Origin of the sequence: Colwellia psychrerythraea, from assembly GCF_000764185.1 — a bacterium.
Classification (GTDB): Bacteria; Pseudomonadota; Gammaproteobacteria; order Enterobacterales; family Alteromonadaceae; genus Colwellia; species Colwellia psychrerythraea_B.
Window position 1 is genome coordinate 43,182 of the sequence record NZ_JQEC01000047.1, and the last position, 21,798, is coordinate 64,979.

Genomic DNA, 21,798 nt, shown 5'->3' on the forward strand with positions numbered 1-21,798 from the left:
AGATGTTTTCCCACTGCAGCATATGCCAATTGTTATGGGCAAATATGCAGATAACATGATACCAATCCCAACTATGCTCTTCGGCTAAAGATTACTTCCTACAGAGCAATAAGCTGAATTTACCTCGTAGCATAGCTAAAACATGTTTTTGTAATTAGATTTTTACCAACAAAAACTGATCCAGCTATAGTTTTACCTCATTAGTTGCTGTGCTGTTACAGAAATTATCATCTCCAGTAGTAGCGTAACGGCTATTTATATAGACTCAAAACCGTAATGTGTTCTTTTTTATTATTAAATAACATTAAAAGTGACAAACTTAAGTTGTATGTTTATTTACAAACTTTTTGGCTAGTAGGTAGGGCAATCTATATGAATCGATCATTTTATGAATAGTTCAATTAAGTATCACCTAGCAAATTTAATTTTCTGTCCGACAACTAAAACAGTTACAAAGCAGGATGGCTCAATTGAAAAACTGAGACCGCAACGAGCAAGTATCTTAGCGTTGTTTATTGAATATAAAGGGCAGTTAGTTACTTCTGAACTGCTACATAGTCGCATATGGAAGAATCGTAAAGTAGAAGATAAAACGGTTCAGGCTGCATTAACCAAGCTGCGAACAAGTTTGGGCTGGCAAGCAGATGAAAACCTTATTAATGAAAGAAGTGAGGGCTATCGTTTAGTTTGTGAAGTTATAGCCGTTAATGACCCGACAGATTCTCAAGTAGTAATAGCGCAAACCGTAACTTCTCAAACAGTAGCACCCCAAACAGTAATCGCTCAAACGTTAGCGCATAAAGCAGTAAAAAAATCGGGCATAACAAGCTCTGTATATGCGGCTATAGCTGTCTTTGCCATTGTCACAATAGCATTAATAACAATGCAATATTTTACTGTTAACGCTAACCAGCCTGAAAAAGTTAAAGAATTTAAAACTAAGCCAATTACCTATATTAAAGGCCAGGAATTAAAACCAAGTCTATCTCCTAATGGTAAATACCTAGCCTTTACCCATGCAAAAAATAAAACTTTACAATATCAAATAAAAGTTAAGTTATTGTCGAATAATAAGTTCTTAAGCCTTGATGATGCTGCCTTTTCAAGCTCCCCTCGTTGGAGTGCCAACGGTTTAACATTATATTATCAAGCCTTTGAAAATGAAGAATGTTTCATTAAAAAAGTTCAGCTGATTGATAAAATGATGTTCAGTAAAGCTGAAGTTATTACCTCATGTGGTAAAGAAAAAAGTGAAAGCCCTGTGGCGGTAGATAAAAGTGATGAATGGTTATACTTTTCTTATAAAACAGCGCCAAACAAAGCGATGTACCTAAAAAGAATTCACTTAATTACCGGTAAAGAACAACAACTAACCAGCCCAACTGAAGATGCTTACGGTGACTATAGTTTGAGCTTAAGTCCTGACGGTACAATGTTAGCGATATTAGCGTTTGATGCTGCCGCTAATGGTCGTGTATATACCCTGAATTTACAGACCAAAGAACAAATTTTGGCGTTTACCTTTAAACACCTTTTATATAATGTTGATTGGGCAAAACAGGGCAAATCTTTATTTTATATAGATCAAGATGCTTATATTGTTCAATTTGACTTAAATAATAAAACTCATAAGCAAATAACCAAACTGAGCCAAAGCTCACAAACTATTCAAGTTATTGAAAATGGTGACTTTTTGGTTGGTTTTGGTGAGTTTTATATCAGTGATTTATATAAGAGTAGTTTGGATAGCTATAAAACAGTGCAGCTGCAAGAAAGCCATTTCAATGATCATTCAATTACCTCAATAAGTGATTCACCTGAACAATATGCCTTTGTTTCCAACCGATCAGGTCTACAGCAAATTTGGCTTTATGATAACGGCAGCTTAAAGCAGCTGACAGATTATAAAAAACAGTTACTGATCAAAGAACTGAGTTTATCTAGCGATAATACTTCATTAGTTTATTTAGCAAACTCATCAATAAATGTCATTAATATAGGTGAGCAAATCTATCAAAAAGTAACAAACAATGAAGTACTTTTCAGAAGTCCGATTTGGCACTGTAGTAGCGAAACTATTCTCGCTACTACCAAGGTAAATGATGTTTGGTCTTTAGCTGAAATCATACCATCAACGGGAACTGTTAATATTTTATCAAAAGGCATAACGAGTATTAAAGCGGACTGCAACAATGATAAATATTATGTTGCTCAAGAAGAAAAGCTTGGCATATATTTATTAAGTCGCTTACCAGACACTATTCAAAAAACACCGCTTTTGGCTGATTATTATTTTGGTAGTGGCAAGCAGTGGTTAGTAGAAAATGACATTGCCTATTTTGTTGAGCAAAGAGCACTTTACTCTATGAGCCTTAAAACTAGCACTAAACCTCAAGCCCAGATGAATGATGAAAACCTAATAGGTTTTAATGTTTCAGCCGAAAACATCTACTTTAGTAAAAAAGTATTAAATGATTCATATATCGCACAAATATCAGCCGGCGGCAGTAAAAGGCAGTAAACGGCAGTTATTTTTATCCGTTAAATTGCAGTAACTTAATTCCATCTAAAACCATAAGTCAAAGATGGAAATCATGAAAAAACTTATCACTATACTATCCCTTGCTTTATTAATTAGTAGTGCTTCTGCGCAAAATACGACTCAATCAAATGTTGTTAAAGACACGATTAGAGTCGATAAAAAAGATCCCGTAATCATCATATTGTGTATGCCTTTCCCCTCTTGTGAAAAACTTAGCTCTTAACTGGTTGTTCAATCTGTCGAATAACTTTTCGAATAAATAACAAAGCGAACCATAGGTTTCCCCTTGTAATTATTCGAGCTTGTTCTGGGTAAGGGAGTAAAAGCAATGTATGCACTGTTAACGCTAGATCTAGATAAAAATATCACCAGCTTAGAGCGTGAAAAATTCAATGCTCACATAAAAGATAGTGGTTGGAGGAAACTCGCCAAAGTAACAACAACTTGGTTTACCAGTTATGCAGAAAGTGCAACCGAACAAAAAATTATCAATGAGGTGAAACTCGACGTCGCAGCGGCAGCAAAATATTCAGGCATTACTGTCTACGATGCGGCGGTGAATGTTAGCCAATCAGAGCCAAGTCTTTTTTGAGTTGAGCTAGGCGAGGCAGTGATGTTTGAATGTTACTTTCAGGTATCAGAGCCATCACTTTGTTAGTCATTATTAATATAAAAAATAATGAGTAAGTAATGAATAAATAATGAGTCAGCAAAGACTAAATAGTATTAATTAATAAATTTATCCAAATTACAAAGGAGAGACACATGGCTGTTAAACACCTTCCAACTGGCATCGTACATCAAGAAAAAAAGGATGGCACAACTGCTTGCGGCGTAGACACGCGAAAGAATAATAACCATTGGGTGGTCACACAATTAAAAGCCACATGTGAAAAGGGGGGTTGTAAGAGTTAATTCTTATCACTCATTAAAAGGGCTTTGGCGCAGAGGGGAAGTATGATTTTTAAATTTCACGGAATCCTTTATTTCAAACCAAATCCAAAAAATTGATTATTAATATGAATAGGTATGAGGCGAATATGAGTGAAGGAAGTAATACGGTTATTATTGGTCTAGTTGCTCCAATAGGTGTTGATCTTGATTTAGTAAATGAGTCAATTGAGATAGCCGTAAAGCATTATGGATATGAACATAAAGTAATACAACTTGCCAATTTAGATAAAGCTATTAATGGAGAGAAAGAGTTAACATCAGATACTCGACAAGATCTAGACTATAAAAATATAGAAATGGGTAAACTTAGAAAAAAAAGTACAGGTAAATTACCTGATAATTTAACTTCATCTTCTGTTTATGCTTCGCTACTTGTCAATTTCTTAAAAGGAAATAAAAAAAACAAAAAAGTTTATATTATTGATAGCTTAAAGAGACCTGAAGAAGTTGAGTTGCTGAGAGAAATTTATGGGGAAAGTTTTTTTCTTATTGGTGTTACATCTAGCTATGAGGATAGACTTTTATTTAAAACTAAGGAGCTACAAAGTGAGCCTAATGGTGAGGAATTAGCACGAACACTTGTTGATTCTGATGATGAAAAGAATCAAGACACACGTAGTGAGTATGATAATAAAACACATAAAGCATTTTTAGTATCTGATTTGTTCATTTATCTTGACCCCAAAAATCCTGAAACTCTTTTACCATCTATAGAAAGGTTTATCGATATTATTTTTGGCGCAGAAAATATCACGCCTACCCCTGAAGAACATAATATGTTTCTAGCTTATATGTCCTCATTAAAATCTGCTGATTTATCTAGACAAGTAGGCTCAGCAATTATCAATAGTGATAATGATATTATTGCTATGGGGGCTAATGATGTACCTAAATTTGAAGGTGGCAGTTATTGGCCTGATGAACCTTACCAAGCCTTTGTTAAGGACGGTTTTGAATATTCTAACTTTAAAGACAAGAGAGATTACATTCTAGGAATTGATAAGAATGCAGAGGAAAAATCAAATATTATTCAAAGTATTGTCGATTCAATAAAAGAAAAAGTTAAAATTGAGAATGAAGCAGAGTTAATTAACGCCATAGAAAACTCTAAGCTGTCAGATATAACGGAATATGGCAGGGCTGTTCATGCTGAAATGTCGGCAATAATGAGTGCAGCAAAAAATGGTATAGCGGTAAAAAATTCAATCATGTTTTGTACAACATACCCTTGTCACAACTGTGCTAAACACATTGTAGCATCAGGTATTGTTAAGGTTTTTTACATTGAGCCTTATTCAAAAAGCAAAGCAATAGACTCGCATTCAGATTCAATAGAGGAACAGACCGAAGACTCACAAAAGGTCAATGATAAAGTTTTATTTACCGCATTTTCAGGAATTGCGCCTAGGTTATACCAAGACTTCTTTTCGATGAAGTTAGGTGACGGTAAGGCACTTAAAAGAAAAGAATATGATGGTTCAGCCATCTATCTTTCCAGAGTCTCATCAGCCCCCCTTAGAATCAGTATTGATAAAGACATTATCGAGTTAAAGGAGACGCGATATCTTGCAGAGATAAATTTTGTGGAGTTATCTAAAGATTTCAATACAGCAAGTGTTGATAAGGGCGAAAGAGTTACTTCTGAAGTTAAATTTTGGAGAGAAAATGAGGAGTATGGATGTATTAAAAATCCTGATGAGTATGAAAATGATTACTTTTTTAATACCTCAAACTTGGCGGACGATAGCATTTTAGATAAATTAGGTAAGGGTCTAGCTGTATCTTTTAACATTAAAGATGGTACAAAGAAAGGAGTTAAATTTGCTGATGTAATTGAAGTACTGCAAGAGTGAATTTGTATTAAATATAATCCTACCTGATTTTTTTATGGTGAATTATCAATAAAAAGGGCAACTAGCTAAACACTAGTTGTCCTTTTTTGCTGTTACTTATTAACTAATCACTCGAAAAATTACTTCTCTAACAAATTCTCTTTAAAGAACTCAGTTTTCATAGTCTTATAATGCAGGGTAGTGCCTTCACCTTCACGTAAGCTATGGCTACGGTTAGGGTAAGACATAAACTCAAACTGCTTATTGAACTCAACCAATTTATTGATTAAACGCTCACTACCTTGGTAATGCACATTGTCATCACCCGTACCATGTACTAGTAGCAATTTACCTTGCAAGTTTGCAGCATGAGTTATAGGTGAACCCTGCTTGTAACCATCAGCATGGTCTTCTAATAAGCCGGAGTAACGCTCTTGGTATATAGTATCGTAAAGCAGTTGGTCAGCTACTGGCGCTGATGAAATACCAACATGATATTGTTCTGGGTATCTAAATAACATATTTAAGGTCATAGAGCCGCCACCTGAATGTCCCCAAATACCTACACGATCACTGTCGATGTACGACCAGCGTTCAGTCATGGCTTTTAAAGCGTCACTTTGATCGCGAGAAGATAATATACCAACACCGCCATAAATAGACTTACGCCATTCTTGGCCTTTAGGAGCACGGGTACCACGGTTATCAACTGAAGCAACGATATAACCTTGCTGGGTTAACATTTGATCCCACATGAAAGCATTGCCGCGCCATTTGTTTTGTACTGTTTGTCCCCACGCTTCACCGTAAACATAAAAGATGATTGGGTAACTTTTACTTGCATCAAAGTTTGCTGGACGGGTGATGTAACCATCAAGGACGAGGCCGTCTTGTGCCTTAACTTGAAAGAACTCTGTTTGGCCAATATCTAGCTTTGCTAACTTAGCCTTTAACTTGTCGTTGGTCATTAAGGTGTGTTTTTTCAGATGAACACTGTTGCTAGTAACAGGAATACTGACTAAATATTTGCTGGTAGGCTCAGCAAAACTTGAGTAGCTGTGAATTGCCCAGCTGCCATTTTCTGCCATTTGATATTGGTTAAAACCAGCATACTCATCAGGGGTAACACGTTGATTAGACAAGCTGCCGTCTAACTTACTGCGGTATAAGTAACGTTGTGCAACATTTGTTGGTGAAGCAATAAAGTATAACCAGCCCGACTTTTCATCAACGGCTTTAATTGAAGTGATATCAAAGTCGCCGTTTGTTAGGTTTGTTATGGTTTTACCGTCACGTGAAATGCGGTAAAGGTGACGCCAACCACTGCGCTCACTGGTCCAAATAAAGCTGTTGCCCTTGTCTAACCATCTTGCATCGTCAACAAAGTCGATAAAGCTTTCTTCTTTTTCGGTCATTACCAACTTTACTTTGCCGCTATTAACATTGGCTAGGTATAAGTGGTTAGTATCTTGTTTACGGTTAACATGTTGCACTAAAATTTCAGTACTGTTGCCCGACCAATTCATGCGCGGAATGTACATATTACGTGAATTGTTAGGCAATTTAGTCCAAGTAGTTTTTTTACTGTTTAAATCAACAACTCCTACTTTAGCCAAAGCATTGTCTTCGCCAACTTTAGGGTAAGGGAATTTAGTGAGGGTAGGGTATAACTCATCAGTATTGTTGATCATGATGAAATCTTTACTACCACTGGTATCTAGTTGCCAGTAAGCGATTTTTTTACCGTTAGGGCTCCAGCGGAAACCATCACGAATCATGAACTCTTCTTCGTATACCCAATCAAATAAGCCATTGATAATGCCATTACCAGCACTATTAGTAAGCTGAGATATGGCCATGTCGTTAAGGTTTTGCACATAGATGTTATTGTTTAATACAAAAGCAACTTGTTTGGCATCTGGTGAAAACTTAGCAAACATAAGTTGGCTATCGGCTACATCTTTACCGCCTAACTGACTAAGTTTGTTATTGCTGAAATCAAACAACCAATAGTCGCCACGGCTTTTTGAACGCCATACTTTTTTGCTGTTGGTATAAATTAATAACTTGCTGCGATCATCTGAAAAAGTGTAGTCATCAATTTCAAGGGCTTTTTTAGCGCCTGTAGGTGTTAGCTGCTTGGCAGTAACTAATACAGTGCGCGTTAAGGTTTTAGAGTCGTATTGCACTATTTCCTTATTTGCTTCTTCTTTACTTTCACTACTGTCGCTGCTGTTTTTGCTATTTCTGTTGGTATCGCTTTCGCTCGCTTCGATTTTGTCAGCTTCTGAGTCTTCTATCGAAAGGTAACCGCTGCCGTCTTTAAGCCAGCGAATTTGGCCAATAGTTTCAGACTTAAAAGCTTTATCTTGATAAATGCTTTTAAGGGTAAGTGCTGAGTCTGTTTGCTTAGCGGTTGATTTTTTATCGTCGCTAGTTGTGCTTTGACAAGCCGAAAGTGATAAGGCAATAGCCGCAGTAAGCAGCAATTTTGCTGATAACTTAGTGAGTGAAGAGGTTAAGTGTGTATGTAGCATAGTTTTCCTTAAACTTGGCAATACGCTAGGTAATTTTAAGCAAGCACTATAAATTGTATACAATCTATGTACAAGTTAAAGGCGATGAGTCGTCAATCTTTATTGTTAACGTAGAATGATCGTTGTAAGACCGTTGAAATTGACTTTAACGAATAAATATAATATTCGCGCTATTGAAATTGAATTGTTAGGCTCCATATTTATAATCCATCCATATTTTTACTGGCAGCTAGCATGACCTACGCACTAGAAATTAGCGCATTAGAAAAAACCTATAAAGGCGGTTTTCAAGCTTTAAAAGGCATTGATTTAACTGTATCAAAGGGCGACTTTTTTGCTTTACTTGGCCCTAATGGCGCGGGTAAGTCTACTTCTATTGGGGTGATAACGTCATTAGTGAATAAAACTGGCGGTCAGGTAAAAGTATTTGGTTATGATATTGATACCGATTTAGAAAAAGCAAAAAGCTTTATTGGTCTAGTACCACAAGAGTTTAACTTTAGTCAGTTTGAGCCTTTGATGAATATTTTAGTGAATCAAGCGGGTTATTACGGCGTATCTAAGTCCTTGGCTACTGAACGTGCTGAAAAGTACCTAAAACAGTTAGAGTTATGGGACAAGCGTGACGAGCCTGCCCGTGCACTTTCTGGTGGTATGAAACGCCGTTTAATGATTGCCCGCGCATTAATGCATGAGCCTCAAATGCTTATTTTAGATGAGCCTACTGCGGGCGTTGATATAGAACTGCGCCGCTCTATGTGGGATTTTTTACGTGAGCTAAATAAGCAGGGTATTACTATTATTCTTACCACGCACTATTTAGAAGAAGCTGAAATGCTGTGTCGCAATATTGCCATTATTGATGGTGGTGAAATTGTTGAAGATACCAGTATGAAAAAATTATTAGCGCAATTAGATGTTGAAACCTTTATTTTTGATATGAAAGTGGGCACCAGCTTAAGTGAACTTGATAGTTTTGCCGCGCAGTCATCAACAATCAATTACCGTGTTGTCGATGATCATACCTTGGAAGTTGACTTAAATAAGTCGCAAAATCTTAATCAGGTATTTGAACAAATTAACGCCGCCAATATTGAAGTGTTGAGTATGCGTAATAAAAGTAACCGTTTAGAAGCTTTATTTGTAAGTTTGATCAATAAAAAGCCTAAAACTAAGCAAACGAAGCAGCAAGCCGTTGCTGAGGACGCAAAATAATATGAACAACTCTATAGCCCTAAAAAGCATTTTAACTAAAGAAATACAGCGTTTTATGCGTATTTGGGTACAAACCCTAGTACCACCAGCCATTACCATTAGCTTGTATTTTGTTATTTTTGGCTCGTTAATTGGTTCGCGCATTGGTGAAATGGGCGGCTTTGATTATATGTCGTTTATTGTACCAGGCCTTATTATGATGAGTGTTATTACTAACTCGTACTCTAACGTAGCCTCGTCATTTTTTAGTGCTAAGTGGCAGCGCAATGTTGAAGAGATGTTAGTAGCGCCTGTGCCTAACTGGGTTATTGTAGCTGGCTATGTTGGCGGCGGTATGTGTCGTGGTATTTTAGTTGGTTTGATTGTTACCCTAGTTTCATTATTATTTGTTGATATTCAACTGCACAATATCTGGGTAATTATCGCGACTGTTACCTTAACCTCGGCAACCTTTGCTTTAGGTGGTTTAATTAACGCTATTTTTGCTGGTAGCTTTGATGATATTTCAATTATCCCAACCTTTATTTTAACGCCGTTAACTTATCTTGGTGGGGTGTTTTATTCGATCAGTTTATTACCTGATTTCTGGCAGGGCGTTTCACAAGCAAATCCAATAGTTTATATGGTTAATGCTTTTAGATACGGTTTTTTAGGTATATCTGATGTGAGTTTAGTGACTGCTTTTGCGGTGATTATTTTCTTTATTGTCACTCTATTTACCATTGCTATGACACTTATTTCTAAAGGCATAGGACTAAGAAGTTAAGATGGCCGATAAGATGACTGAAAAGAAGACAGATAAAATGACAACTAATACAAATGACAGCCAAGCTATGGGTGATTCTAAAGCTATTATTAGTAATCAAGAAGGTATTCATGAAAAGCTTGATGAGGTGGTGAAAAGACATCTAACTCATGCTTTTCAAAAACCTTATCAAAAACACACTGAACAAGCATTCGCAGAGATGCATGTTTTGGTGCAAGCTTTTCTAAAAGCTAACCCTGAGGGTGAAATAATTTTAGATGCTTGCTGCGGCGTAGGGCAGAGCACTCGACTGTTAGCGCAGCAAAACCCACAAGCATTAGTGATTGGTGTAGATAAGTCTGATCATAGAATTAATCGTAATGTTGAAGGCTTTGCTGTTGATGATGGCTTTAGTGCAGAAAACTATCATTTAGTTCGCGCTGATTTAAATGATTTTTACCGTTTAGTTAAAACGGCTAATTGGCCAGTATCAAAACACTATATTCTATACCCTAACCCTTGGCCTAAGTCTAAACACCTACAACGCCGCTGGCATGGTAGTGGCGTTTTCCCACAAATGACCAGTATTGGTGGCCAGCTAATTTTACGTAGTAATTGGCGAATATATTTAGAGGAATTTCAACAGGCGGCTAAATTAGTTGTTTTACATGGTGAAATTACCGCATTGCCCGTTGTTGAGTCTTCACTAGCAATGACGCCATTTGAGGCGAAATATCAAGCTAGTGGACAAATATGTTGGCAGTTAACCCTAGAACGATAATGAATATAGATAGGAATGTTAACGAAATTAGAAGACTTTTGCGGTATTTTTTATTAAAGTGCGTTTTTCGTGTTAGTTACAAATAGCCAACAATTATAAAACTTGCGAGTAGGCGCTACAGGATTTGGCCAAGCAAGTGAATATAGTAAAAGTAAAGTGAAAAACTATGAGAGCAACTAAGCGCATTGCTGAGGCAACGCAAGAGTCATTACATCGAATTTTTACCATTGCTGAAGCGCCTGATTCTACTTTGGGACGCCTTGAGCAAGAAATGTCACAAAATTTGGTTGGCTTTCTAAACAACCATATTGTTGCCAGTAAAAATGCCTTAACGGATATTGAGCAAGATTTTGTTAATGCTCACATTCCCGAGCAGCCTGAATTCGTTTCTGATCATATGCATCACTTACTTGATAAGTTAGTGGCGCAATCGGTTCATACCTCAAGTCCCAGCTTTATTGGTCATATGACCTCGGCATTACCTTCCTTTATTTTACCGCTGTCTAAGTTGATGGTGGGCTTAAATCAAAACTTAGTTAAAGTTGAAACATCAAAAGCTTTCACGCCACTAGAGCGTCAAGTTTTAGGTATGATGCATAATTTGGTCTATCAGCAGGATGATGGTTTTTATCAAAACTGGATGCATAGCGCGCAGCATTCACTGGGCTCTTTTTGTTCCGGTGGTACTGTCGCTAACATTACTGCTTTATGGGTAGCACGAAATAAGCTGCTTCAAGCCGATGGTGATTTTAGAGGCGTGGCACGAGAAGGTTTACACCGTGCTATGAAACATTATGGTTATCAAGACTTAGTGATTTTAGTGTCGGACCGTGGCCATTATTCACTGAAAAAATCTGCTGATATTCTTGGCATAGGTCAAGAGAATGTCATCGCTATACCGACTGATGAACACAATAAGATAGATTGCCACAAGTTAGCTGAAAAATGTCGACAACTTGCCGGACAAAATATTAAAGTGCTGGCTATTGTTGGTGTTGCTGGTACTACAGAAACCGGTAACATTGACCCTCTTGATAAAATGGCTGAAATTGCTCAGCAATACCAATGCCACTTCCATGTTGATGCCGCTTGGGGCGGGGCAACATTGCTATCCAATAAATACCGTCCGTTGCTTAAAGGCATCGAACAAGCTGACTCAGTGACCATTGACGCGCATAAACAGATGTATGTGCCTATGGGGGCAGGTTTAGTTATTTTTAAAGATCCTGCTTCTGTGAGTGCCATTGAACATCATGCGGAATATATATTACGTAAAGGCTCAAAAGATTTAGGTAGTCATACTTTAGAAGGCTCTCGTTCGGGCATGGCAATGTTAGTGTATGCAAGTTTGCATATTATTAGCCGACCAGGTTATGAAATGTTAATTAATCAGGCGATAGAAAAAGCCGAGTATTTTGCTGAGCTGATTAATCAACATGATGATTTTGAGTTAATTACTCGCCCAGAGCTGTGTTTATTAACTTATCGTTATGCACCTAAGTCAGTACAAGCTTTGTTGGCCCGTAATGATGATGAATCGAATAAATCGCTGAACTTGTTGATAGGTAAGCTGACTAAGTTTATTCAAAAACGGCAACGTGAAGATGGCCGTTCTTTTGTCTCTCGTACACGTATTGAAGTGAGCCGTTATGGCGGTGAAAAAATGATTGTTTTTAGAGTGGTATTAGCCAATCCGTTAACCACTAAAGAAATTTTACAAGATATTTTAGAACAGCAATGTCAGTTAGCGCAAGAGAGTGAGAACTTTTTACCCGAGTTACTGGAGATGGCAGAATAAAGCTGTTAAATAAGTTAAGTAATTAACTCTTTATCTAACAAATGAATAAGTAAAAAAGGCGCAAGTTAATCAACCGATTAACTTGCGCCTTTTTGTTTAACTGATTTAAAAGCTAAGTATTGTTAATGTTTAGCTTATGCTTCTAGTAATTATGATACAAACCAAACTCTAGGTTTATTTTGCAGTTTTGCTTATCTGCCCAAAGGTAATACTCTTGATCATCCAACTCACTAGCCGCTTCTTTATCAAGTAAGATAATAGCATTTTCATGTAACTGTAATGACGATGCAGGGCAAACTGCTGATAATGCACCTGTTACCATATCTTTTACTGCTTTGGCTTTGTTTTTACCTGTAGCCATAAGTAATACATATCTAGCATCTAGAATAGTGGCAATACCCATGGTCATGGCTAATGTTGGTTGAAATTCATCAGCAGCAAACAAACGACTGTTATCATCGAGGGTTTGTTGGGTTAGTGTTTTGATGCGGGTACGAGAAGCCAGGCTTGATGTTGGTTCATTAAAACCAATATGGCCATTAGCGCCAATACCTAAAATTTGTAAATCTACGCCACCAGCTTGGACAATTCTGTCTTCGTAAGCTAAGCCTTGCTCTCTTGGATTTTCACCTTGATTACAGGTGGGTAAAAATGTCTTCGATTTATCAATATCAACATGGTCGAATAAATTTTCATTCATGAAGTGACGGTAACTTTGTTCATTTGTACCATCAATTCCTAAGTATTCGTCTAAATTGAAACTTGTAGTATTACTAAAACTGAGCTCACCAGTTTTATGTTTATTGACCAATTCTTTATACAGACTAATTGGTGTGCTGCCTGTAGCCAGACCTAATACTGGATTTGATTTTTTATTGATCAGCTCTGCAACCCACTCTGCTGCACTTTTGGCAACTTGTTGTGCATCATCAAAAATAATAACTTGCATGTTTCTTCCTTAGGAAAATGAAATTAAAAGAGCCCGGTACGCTTATTACAGTGTAATCGATAATTCTTTTAGCATAATAAATATTATGTCACATTATTAAAAAATGACAGCGCTGTCAATTGTTAGTGCTATTTGTTGAAAATTATTTTCTTTTACTAAAGATAATACCAATCCTAATAAGAAAGTGTGCACTTAGCGATAATTTAAAGGTATATAGACAAGGCAATGGTTGCAGGTAATGGCTATTCAGGATAATTGCTCCTGCATTATCTAATAAACTGCATCCATGTAGCGCCCTTAGCAAAATCAATAACGCAGTATATAAACCTTTATTTTCATCTTAAGTAATGCCCTTTGGGAATGCATTGGGCGGAATGGTATTAGACATAACAGTTCATAGGGTGCATAGTTAGATTAATGCATTTGGTTAGAAGAAAATATCGAGAAATTGCCATGAACAATAAAGCTTTACGTACAACTGAGCAATGGATTGAGTTAATCGCTAATAATGAGCTGCCTGCCATTACGTCGACCGCTAAACTGCTAGATAAATTTTCCAACGATGATAAATCGTCCTTACCTAAACTCAGTGAAGCTATCTTACATGACCAAGGGTTGTCTTCATGTTTGCTCAAAGTTGCTAATAATATTCAGTACATCAGTGTTAATAAAGTAACCACTGTCTCGCGAGCAACTGTGGTATTAGGTATTCAAAGGGTTAAAAATATTTGTTTAACGGCAAAATTAGTTTCTAGTTTACTGGCCACTAAAACGTTAGATATCAGTGTTTATGAACAATTAACTCAACTGATGGCTAATTCATTTTATGCCGGTATGTTAGCTAAAATGATGGTGCCTAGCTATAGCGAAGAAGTGCAAGAAGAAGTTTACCTTGCTGCTCTGTTATACCGTATAGGAGAATCCGCTTTTTGGAGTGCGGGTGGTGATACCGCGAAAAAAATAGCTAATTATAACGCTAAATCAAACCAGGATTTTAATCAATATTGCCAGCAAGAAATGGGCACTAGCTTTAATGATTTAAGTAAAGGTCTTGCCGGAACGTGGAACCTGAGTGACTTGTTAATAAAGGCATTAGATCAGCCAACCACGCGTACTGATGAAGTGAAAATTATTTATTTCGCTGATAAACTTAGCGCAATTATTGCCAAACCGGCGGGCAATGCTGAAGATTACCAGCGCTTACTTGACGATATTGCTAACATCATGAATATTTCGGTTAGACAATTAACGGTTAGAATTGATCATACCCGAGAGCAAGCTGGCAAATTACTGTCATCGTACGGAGCCGAAATATTAACAGACAGAATTAAAAGTTTACCTACCAGTAAGGACTTTGAAGGCGCAGAGGCTACCGCTGGTTCGACAGAGCCAGAAAGTCGAGACAAGGCTTTATTAGATGGCTTTATGAAACTGACAAAGTTGATGCAAAACAGTAAAGATTTTAATGAATACCTACAGTCAACTTTGGTCAGTATTGCCAATACTTTTGCTTTTGATCGCAGTTCTTTCCTCATGTTGGTTGATAATAGGGCTAGGGTTAAATCTCGCTTGGTGGTAAATAAAAGTGGTCAAGACGATGTCAGTAAAATTAGCATTGATATTAAACACAGCGATAATGTTATAGCGAGAGTGATTAACACCGATACTGCAGCCTTAATAAATGATTATCGAGAAGCTCGCTGGCGTGATTTAGTTACCCAAGAGATTAGTGATTTAATTACTGAGGGTGCTATTGCCTTTGTGCCGGTAAAAATAGGTGGCAAGGCAATAGGTGTAATATGTTTGCAGTTGCTCACGCCCGAGGGGAAAGTAGAGACTCAGGACTTTCTACAAGTGTGTGCTTTTATTGAACACCTTAATATGTGCTTAACCATGATAAAATACAGCTAAGCTAGCACCTGTTGAGCATTTACGGCGTTATCGCCTTTTTATGTTGAATAAGCATAAAAAGGCTCTGCCTTGTAACAAATTTCTAACCAATGCCCAACAAATAGCTTAAAAAAACAACCTTAAAAGATCAACAGATCCTAATTGTAATTAGTTTTTTATGTATGACAGAGTGTGGCAAGCTTCTTTGTCATTGTCGCGACAATTAGTTACTCGTTTTAGCAAGTCTTCTGATAAACTAGCGTTAACTTTCTTTACCGATGTACCTCAGTACCTGAACTTTCAATGACTCAACCTTCAATTACTCAGTCAAATTCTTTTTCTGCCAGCTTTACCTTAGATAAAGCCCATTATAGTGAATGTTATAGCCAATCTAGTACGCTAGAACATAATAAAAAAACCTATTTTAAAGCAAATATATTAACTGTTTTTGGTTTGATTATTTTACTGTTTACCCCGGTAAATCCTTATGCTGCTTGGTTTGTTATAGCTTGCGGTATTCTCGAGACATTGAGTGTTTATTATCATAAACCTTGGTGGGTAATGAGACAGATGCTTAGTAAGGCCTCTGGTAGTGAAGTTACACTAACGGTTGATGAACAAGGCATACTAACGGAGTCATTCCATATAAATAGTCGTATTTTATGGACCGATGTTACGGCTGTCACTGAAACGGAATTAGGCTTTGTTATTTATTTTAGCTTAGGTAAAAGCGTCACTGGCAAAGATATTGCCAGTAAAAGTTATATTTCTAAAAGTTGTTTGTCTGATGAAGCTAAAACTTTTATTGCAAATAAAAAGCCTATGGCTGAGTAAAGTAAGGTATTAAGTAAGTGAAGCAATATATCTATGGGTAAGCAAGCCTTTATGCGGTTATCTAACCCTAAGTTCATTGTGCTATTTTTAGTATTATGGACAAGCTTATTGCTGAGCTCTAGTTATACCCTGAGCGAATTAGCTGATTATGGTCTATTTACCTTATTAGGTGCTTTAGGGGCTATTTTTGCTAATTCAACTGGAGCTGGCGGTGGTGTGGTGTTCATTCCCATGTTTACTCAGCTTAATTTTACCGAGCAACAATCCATAGCAACAAGTTTTGCTATTCAATGTTTTGGCATGACCGCCGGTGCAGTTACTTGGTGGCAGCATTATAAAACAGAAAAAACTGATTTACGTTTATGGCAAGGCTTTAAACGTATCATCTGTGTAACTAGTATTGCTTCAGTTATTGGCTTGTATGTGGTCTTTTATTTCCAAGCTAATTCTCCGGCAGCTTTGCATATTAGTTTTAGCTGGTTCTCACTGTTGCTAGGTTTTTTCATCATATTGACTATCTATTTTCTGCAACCGCACCGTGAGCGCAGCCAGTTATATTCTGTCGATTATATTGCACTGATAATGATTGGTTTGTTTGGTGGTGCCGTTACCGCTTGGTTAAGTGTTGGTGTGGGTGAGTTATTGGTTATTTATCTGCTCTTACGTCATTTTGATATTAGTATGGCGGTAGCAGCAGCTGTTATTGTGTCTGCTATTAGTGTTTGGGCGGCAATTGGCCAAGTTCATCATGACGCTTATTGGCAAGTGGTTTTGTTTGCCGGTCCTGGCGCTGTATTGGGCGGTATTTTCGCTAAAACGTTAGTGACACATTTATCGGCAACTAAACTTAAGTTATTTTTTGCGTGTTGGTTGTTGGTCAGTGGTGTTGTCGGGTTAACTTAACTTAACTTAAGAAAAGAAAAAAATGATCTGTTACAAGTCTTAATGAGAGTTATTCTCAAATACCTTGACAGCCTTTACTGTACTTGTACAATTCGCCCACAATATTTTATTGAGACACTATTTATGTTGAAAAAATTGATTAATACCTCACTTGTAGTATTACTTTTTACAAGTTTTATCACCAGTTTTATTGCTAATGCTAGCGAAGAAGTTAATGTTTACTCTTACCGACAACCTTTTCTTGTAAAACCTTTGTTTGATAAGTTTACCGAGCAAACGGGTATTAAAGTGAACGTGGTTTTTGCTAAAAAAGGTATGGCAGAACGTTTAGAGCGTGAAGGTAAATATAGTCTTGCTGATGTTTTACTAACCACAGATATTAGCCGCTTGGTTGAATTACGTGAAAAAGACCTAGTTCAAGCGGTTAACTCATCTATTTTAAGTGATGCTATTCCTAAGCAATATCAAGCAGAAGATAATACTTGGTTTGCTTTAACTACCCGAGTTCGTAATATCTATTCAGCGAAACGTTTAGGCAAGATTGATGTAAACTATGAAGATTTAGCCGATGAAAAGTATAAAGGACGTGTTTGTACACGTAGTGGTAAACACCCATATACTGTCGCCTTAGTTGCATCAATGATCAGTGAACATGGTGAAGCTTATACTTTAGACTGGCTAAAGAAAGTTAAAAATAATTTAGCACGTAAACCACAAGGTAGTGATCGTGGCCAAGTACAAGCAATACATCAAAATTTGTGTGACATTTCTTTAGGTAATAGTTATTACTTTGGTAAAATGTTAAAAGATGACAAGCAAAAAGTATGGGCAGATGCAGTGTATATCAACTTCCCTAACCAAAAAAATCGTGGTGCCCATATTAATATCTCTGGCGTTGCCATGGCTAAATATGCCCCTAACGCAAAAAATGCGCAAAGCTTAATGGAATTCTTAGTGTCTAAACCCGCGCAACAATTATACGCAGAAACGAATATGGAATATCCAGTTCGAGTTGGAGTTGAAGTGTCACCGCTTGTTGCTTCATGGGGCAGTTATAAAGCCGATGATTTACCACTAGAAGATATCGCTAAAAACCGCAAAATAGCTTTAAAGCTATTAGATCAAGCACAGTTTGATTTGTGATAGCACTGAACAATAGTAAAACATGGAAGTTATCTAGTTACTTAATCGCACTGGTACTTATAGTACCTGTGCTGGTTATGCTAGTCGGTGGTGTCAGTGCTTCAACACAATTATTTTCTCATTTGTGGCAAACTGTACTACCAAGTTATCTCGAAAACACCTTATTACTCGCCTTTTGGGTGGTGTTATTAGCATTAATCTTTGGCGTTTTCAGCGCCGCTATTATTACCCAAACTAATATTATTTTTAAAAAGCAATTACGTTGGTTGTTGTTACTTCCTCTGGCAATGCCTGCTTATTTAGTGGCTTATCTTTATACTGATTTATTTGATTATGCTGGCCCTGTTCAACGAAGTCTTCGTGCTTGGTTTGACTGGAAATCGCCAAGTGACTATTGGTTTTTTGATATTCGTACCTTACCTGGCGCTGCTTTGATGTTGGCGTTAGTGTTATTTCCCTATATATATATGCTGACTCGTGGCGCTTTTGAACAGCAAGATCAAAACCTAATTCGAGCCAGCCGATTACTTGGCTTAACCGCGAAACAAAGTTTCTTTAAAGTTGCACTTCCTTTGGCAAGACCTGCTATTGCGGTCGCTGCCAGCCTTGTGTTGATGGAAACCTTAGCTGATTTTGCTACTGTGCAATATTTTTCTGTGAATACTTTAACCACTGCAATATATGATACTTGGCTTGGTTATGGCGATCTCGGTGCAGCCAATGCTTTAGCGAGTGTGTTGATGTTGTTAGTACTGTTTGTGGTATTAGCTGAGCAAAAAAGTAGGGCAGGGCTACGTCATCAAAGTGCGCGCCCTAATTTGAATCGAGAGCTTATTAAGCTATCTCTTAGTCAGCAAATATTTGCCAGCATTTTCTGCTGGGCACTGGTCATTTTTGGGTTTTTATTACCGTTAACGTTGTTAATCGTTATGGCAGTTGAATACAGCGATGTAGCACAATTATCGGTGTTAATGTCTACCGGTATTAATTCATTGAAAATTTCAGTGATAGCGGCAACTGTAGCTGTATTGATTGCTTTGTCACTGGGTTTATATCAGCGCTTACACAGTGATAAATATCGTCAGCTTCCACTGCAAATTTCAGGCTTTGGTTATGCTGTACCAGGCACAGTACTGGCTATGGCTATGTTATCGACTTTGGGGCCACTTGATCATTGGCTCAATGACGCTGTTGAGTTTTTCGGCTTTACTCCGCCAGGACTCATTTTATCAGGTTCACTGTTTGCTATTATATTTGCGCTGGTTGTGCGTTTTTCAGCTATTGCTAATGGCACTATTATTAGTGGCATAAAACAAATTCCACAATCTCTTGATTATGCTCCGGCATCATTAGGTGTTAATTTAAAAGGCAGTTTAACTAAAGTACATTTACCTATTTTAACACCAGCAATACTGGTGGCTTGGCTATTAGTTTTTGTAGAGTCAATGAAAGAGTTACCTGCAGTATTATTATTACGGCCGTTTAATTTTGAAACCTTAAGTAGCCAAATTTATCAGCTTATTTCTGATGAAATGTTAGAGCAAGGCGCTTTAGGAGCAATTCTTATTGTATTGTTTGGCTTATTACCTATTGTGTTACTGAATAAGAGCAAGGAAAAAATATGACGGTGTTATTAACGATTCAACAACTTTCGGTAAAACTACAAGATAAAGTGGTTTTATCCGCGTTGGATTTAACGCTTAATGAAGGTGATATTTTAGGACTTGTTGGCGCTAGTGGCTGCGGCAAAACAACCTTACTTAATGCTATTGCTGGTTTTAATAAACCGAGTGAAGGTCAAATAGCAATTGATGGCCAACTGCTTAGCGATGGTAGTCAATGTGTGCCAGCGGAAAAACGTCAAGTAGGTATGATTTTCCAAGATTATGCCTTGTTTCCTCATTTAACTGTAAAAGAAAATATTGCTTTTGGTATCGCTAAGTTAAGCAAAATAGAGCAAGTTGCACAAATAGATCACTTACTGACAATATTAAAGCTAACCGATCTTAGTGATAGTTATATTCATCAGCTTTCTGGTGGACAACAACAGCGTGTTGCTATTGCTCGAGCTTTAGCTCCTAAACCTAAGTTATTGTTACTCGACGAACCTTTTTCGAATATTGATGCTCGTCTTAGAAATGAATTAATGGTGGAAATAAGGGGCTTACTTAAGCAATTTAAGACCACGGCTATTTTTGTCACTCATAACAAAGATGAAGTCTTTACCTTTGCAGATAAAATGGCGGTGATGGCGCAAGGCAAGTTACTTCAATTTGATGCCCCTAGTGTTATTTGCCAATATCCTAATAGTTATCAAGTTGCTGACTTTCTTCAGTTAGGCAGTTGGTTACCTTGCCAAATGAATGCAACTAACGCAGAAAATTTATTAGGTAAACTTGAGCTAGAAACAGAACATGTTGAGCAAGCTAGCCTAACTCATTTGTTGGTGAAACCATCACAACTTTTACTTAACGATAAGATTAATGACAATAATGTCGCCAATGCTAAAGTGGCATACATTAGCGTTACAGAGCAGGGCTATCATTATTATTTAAGTAGTATTGAAGTCTCTGATGCCGATAAAAAACTGGCTTTTAATAAATTAAGTTTGTATAGCGATATTGCGCTTTCATTAAATCAAAAAGTTAATTTAAGCATTAAACCTCATAAGTTTTTATTTTTCTCCTAAGCTATTAATCTTATATATTAGTAGCTTACAGTACCCTGCAAGTTGTTACAGTTTCTTTACAAGCTCTTACAGTCTCCAGTCGATTTTGATTTTATAATTTAGTTACTAAATCAAAATCGTTTAATTTTAAGGAGTATGTCATGGGATCAAGTATAGAGCTCGTTGAGAATACACAAACACTTGAAACTAATCTGAATAATCAATTACAACAAAAGCTATTGCTGATTGAAAATGATCATTACCTAAGTAAAGCGTTTATGACTAATGGCAATCAATTAGGCTATCAAACTACCAAAATATGTACAGGTGAAGTGCTTAGCCAAGAGTTGAAAAGCTACCTAGTTGAGAATAGACCCAATATGATTGTGGTAGATATTGGCTTTGCTGAGAACATGCAACTGTTAATTGTTCGTGATCTTAGAGCATTATTTGATGGTTTGATCGTGGTTGTTTCAAGCAAGAACTGTGAGCAAGAGCATGTTGATGCCTTCACTATTGGCGCAGATGATTACCTACTAAAACCAATTGATAGTCGTATATTAATGATGCGAATAGCTGCTTTGTTTCGTCGTCAAAAAAGCCTAGTAAATCAAGTTGAACTGGCAAGTTTAAGTATAGGTGATGTTTGTTTACAGCCTAAATCACAAAAATGTTTTATCAATGGTGAAGGTGTTAAATTAACTACTTTTGAGTTTAATTTATTAAAGTCATTAGTTGAACATCAAGGTAAGATTTTATCTCGAGATCAGTTGTATAGTACTTTGCTTGGACGTGTATATAACGGTGTAGAACGTACCCTTGATGTTAGAATGTCACAGTTGCGTGAGAAATTGACTTTAGCAGGTATGAAGAAGAACCAAATCGAAACGGTTTGGGGGCAAGGTTATATGTTTAATAATCTAACTTCATAACACTAACGCTTATCACTTTATCTTTTACCTAGTGTCCAATAATCGGTGCCTTGAAATGTTTGCGCTGTATTGGAC

General features: G+C 37.0%; 16 protein-coding genes. 14 read left to right on the plus strand and 2 right to left on the minus strand.

Going from position 1 to position 21,798, the window contains the following annotated elements; genetic code table 11:
* Positions 1 to 388 precede the first annotated feature (388 nt).
* The 3 genes from GAB14E_RS05720 (at position 389) to GAB14E_RS0123305 (ending at position 5,349) form a co-directional block, all read left to right on the plus strand.
* Positions 389 to 2,521 (plus strand): winged helix-turn-helix domain-containing protein, encoded by a 2,133-nt coding sequence (locus tag GAB14E_RS05720; protein ID WP_033083561.1) that lies wholly within the window; start codon positions 389 to 391, stop codon positions 2,519 to 2,521.
* 349 nt (positions 2,522 to 2,870) lie between these two features.
* A complete protein-coding gene (locus GAB14E_RS05715; protein ID WP_033083562.1) occupies positions 2,871 to 3,134 on the plus strand; it encodes a hypothetical protein in 264 nt (87 codons plus the stop codon).
* Between the two features lie 448 nt (positions 3,135 to 3,582).
* A complete protein-coding gene (locus GAB14E_RS0123305) occupies positions 3,583 to 5,349 on the plus strand; it encodes an anti-phage dCTP deaminase (protein ID WP_052093919.1) in 1,767 nt (588 codons plus the stop codon).
* Positions 5,350 to 5,468: 119 nt separating this feature from the next.
* On the opposite strand, the gene GAB14E_RS05710 is transcribed toward GAB14E_RS0123305, so the two are convergent.
* The gene (locus tag GAB14E_RS05710; protein ID WP_081967870.1) at positions 5,469 to 7,865 is read right to left on the minus strand and encodes a S9 family peptidase; all 2,397 of its coding nucleotides are present in this window, start codon (positions 7,863 to 7,865) and stop codon (positions 5,469 to 5,471) included.
* Between the two features lie 234 nt (positions 7,866 to 8,099).
* Here GAB14E_RS05710 and GAB14E_RS05705 point away from each other — a divergent pair, with 234 nt between their 5' ends.
* The 4 genes from GAB14E_RS05705 (at position 8,100) to panP (ending at position 12,404) form a co-directional block, all read left to right on the plus strand.
* Positions 8,100 to 9,080 (plus strand): ABC transporter ATP-binding protein, encoded by a 981-nt coding sequence (locus GAB14E_RS05705; RefSeq protein ID WP_033083563.1) that lies wholly within the window; start codon positions 8,100 to 8,102, stop codon positions 9,078 to 9,080.
* Between the two features lies 1 nt (position 9,081).
* Entirely contained in the window at positions 9,082 to 9,846 is a 765-nt protein-coding gene (locus GAB14E_RS05700; protein ID WP_033083564.1) for an ABC transporter permease, read from the plus strand.
* A 37-nt stretch (positions 9,847 to 9,883) separates the two neighbouring features.
* Positions 9,884 to 10,606: a tRNA (guanine(46)-N(7))-methyltransferase TrmB gene (trmB, locus tag GAB14E_RS05695; RefSeq protein WP_033083604.1), complete on the plus strand. Its 723-nt coding sequence runs from the start codon at positions 9,884 to 9,886 to the stop codon at positions 10,604 to 10,606.
* Between the two features lie 166 nt (positions 10,607 to 10,772).
* Positions 10,773 to 12,404, plus strand: a complete 1,632-nt coding sequence (panP, locus tag GAB14E_RS05690; RefSeq protein WP_033083565.1) for a pyridoxal-dependent aspartate 1-decarboxylase PanP — start codon at positions 10,773 to 10,775, stop codon at positions 12,402 to 12,404.
* Between the two features lie 142 nt (positions 12,405 to 12,546).
* Here the strand turns inward: panP and nagB are convergent, their stop codons facing one another.
* A complete protein-coding gene (nagB, locus tag GAB14E_RS05685) occupies positions 12,547 to 13,353 on the minus strand; it encodes a glucosamine-6-phosphate deaminase (protein ID WP_033083566.1) in 807 nt (268 codons plus the stop codon).
* 453 nt (positions 13,354 to 13,806) lie between these two features.
* Here nagB and GAB14E_RS05680 point away from each other — a divergent pair, with 453 nt between their 5' ends.
* The 7 genes from GAB14E_RS05680 to GAB14E_RS05650 all read left to right on the plus strand — a co-directional run bounded on the left by GAB14E_RS05680 (position 13,807) and on the right by GAB14E_RS05650 (position 21,723).
* Positions 13,807 to 15,264 carry an HDOD domain-containing protein gene (locus tag GAB14E_RS05680; RefSeq protein WP_033083567.1) on the plus strand — a complete coding sequence of 486 codons (1,458 nt, stop codon included), beginning with the start codon at positions 13,807 to 13,809 and terminating at the stop codon, positions 15,262 to 15,264.
* A gap of 282 nt (positions 15,265 to 15,546) precedes the next feature.
* Positions 15,547 to 16,077, plus strand: coding sequence for a YcxB family protein (locus GAB14E_RS05675; protein WP_033083568.1), 531 nt, complete (start codon positions 15,547 to 15,549; stop codon positions 16,075 to 16,077).
* Between the two features lie 51 nt (positions 16,078 to 16,128).
* On the plus strand, positions 16,129 to 16,980 hold the full coding sequence (locus tag GAB14E_RS05670; RefSeq protein WP_033083605.1) for a sulfite exporter TauE/SafE family protein: 852 nt from the start codon (positions 16,129 to 16,131) through the stop codon (positions 16,978 to 16,980).
* 123 nt (positions 16,981 to 17,103) lie between these two features.
* Positions 17,104 to 18,123, plus strand: coding sequence for an extracellular solute-binding protein (locus tag GAB14E_RS05665; RefSeq protein ID WP_197061232.1), 1,020 nt, complete (start codon positions 17,104 to 17,106; stop codon positions 18,121 to 18,123).
* Positions 18,120 to 19,748 carry an ABC transporter permease gene (locus tag GAB14E_RS05660; protein ID WP_052093922.1) on the plus strand — a complete coding sequence of 543 codons (1,629 nt, stop codon included), beginning with the start codon at positions 18,120 to 18,122 and terminating at the stop codon, positions 19,746 to 19,748. Before GAB14E_RS05665 ends, GAB14E_RS05660 begins: the two co-directional genes overlap by 4 nt.
* Entirely contained in the window at positions 19,745 to 20,812 is a 1,068-nt protein-coding gene (locus tag GAB14E_RS05655) for an ABC transporter ATP-binding protein (RefSeq protein WP_033083569.1), read from the plus strand. Before GAB14E_RS05660 ends, GAB14E_RS05655 begins: the two co-directional genes overlap by 4 nt.
* Before the next feature lie 140 nt (positions 20,813 to 20,952).
* On the plus strand, positions 20,953 to 21,723 hold the full coding sequence (locus GAB14E_RS05650; RefSeq protein WP_033083570.1) for a response regulator transcription factor: 771 nt from the start codon (positions 20,953 to 20,955) through the stop codon (positions 21,721 to 21,723).
* Positions 21,724 to 21,798 lie beyond the last annotated feature (75 nt).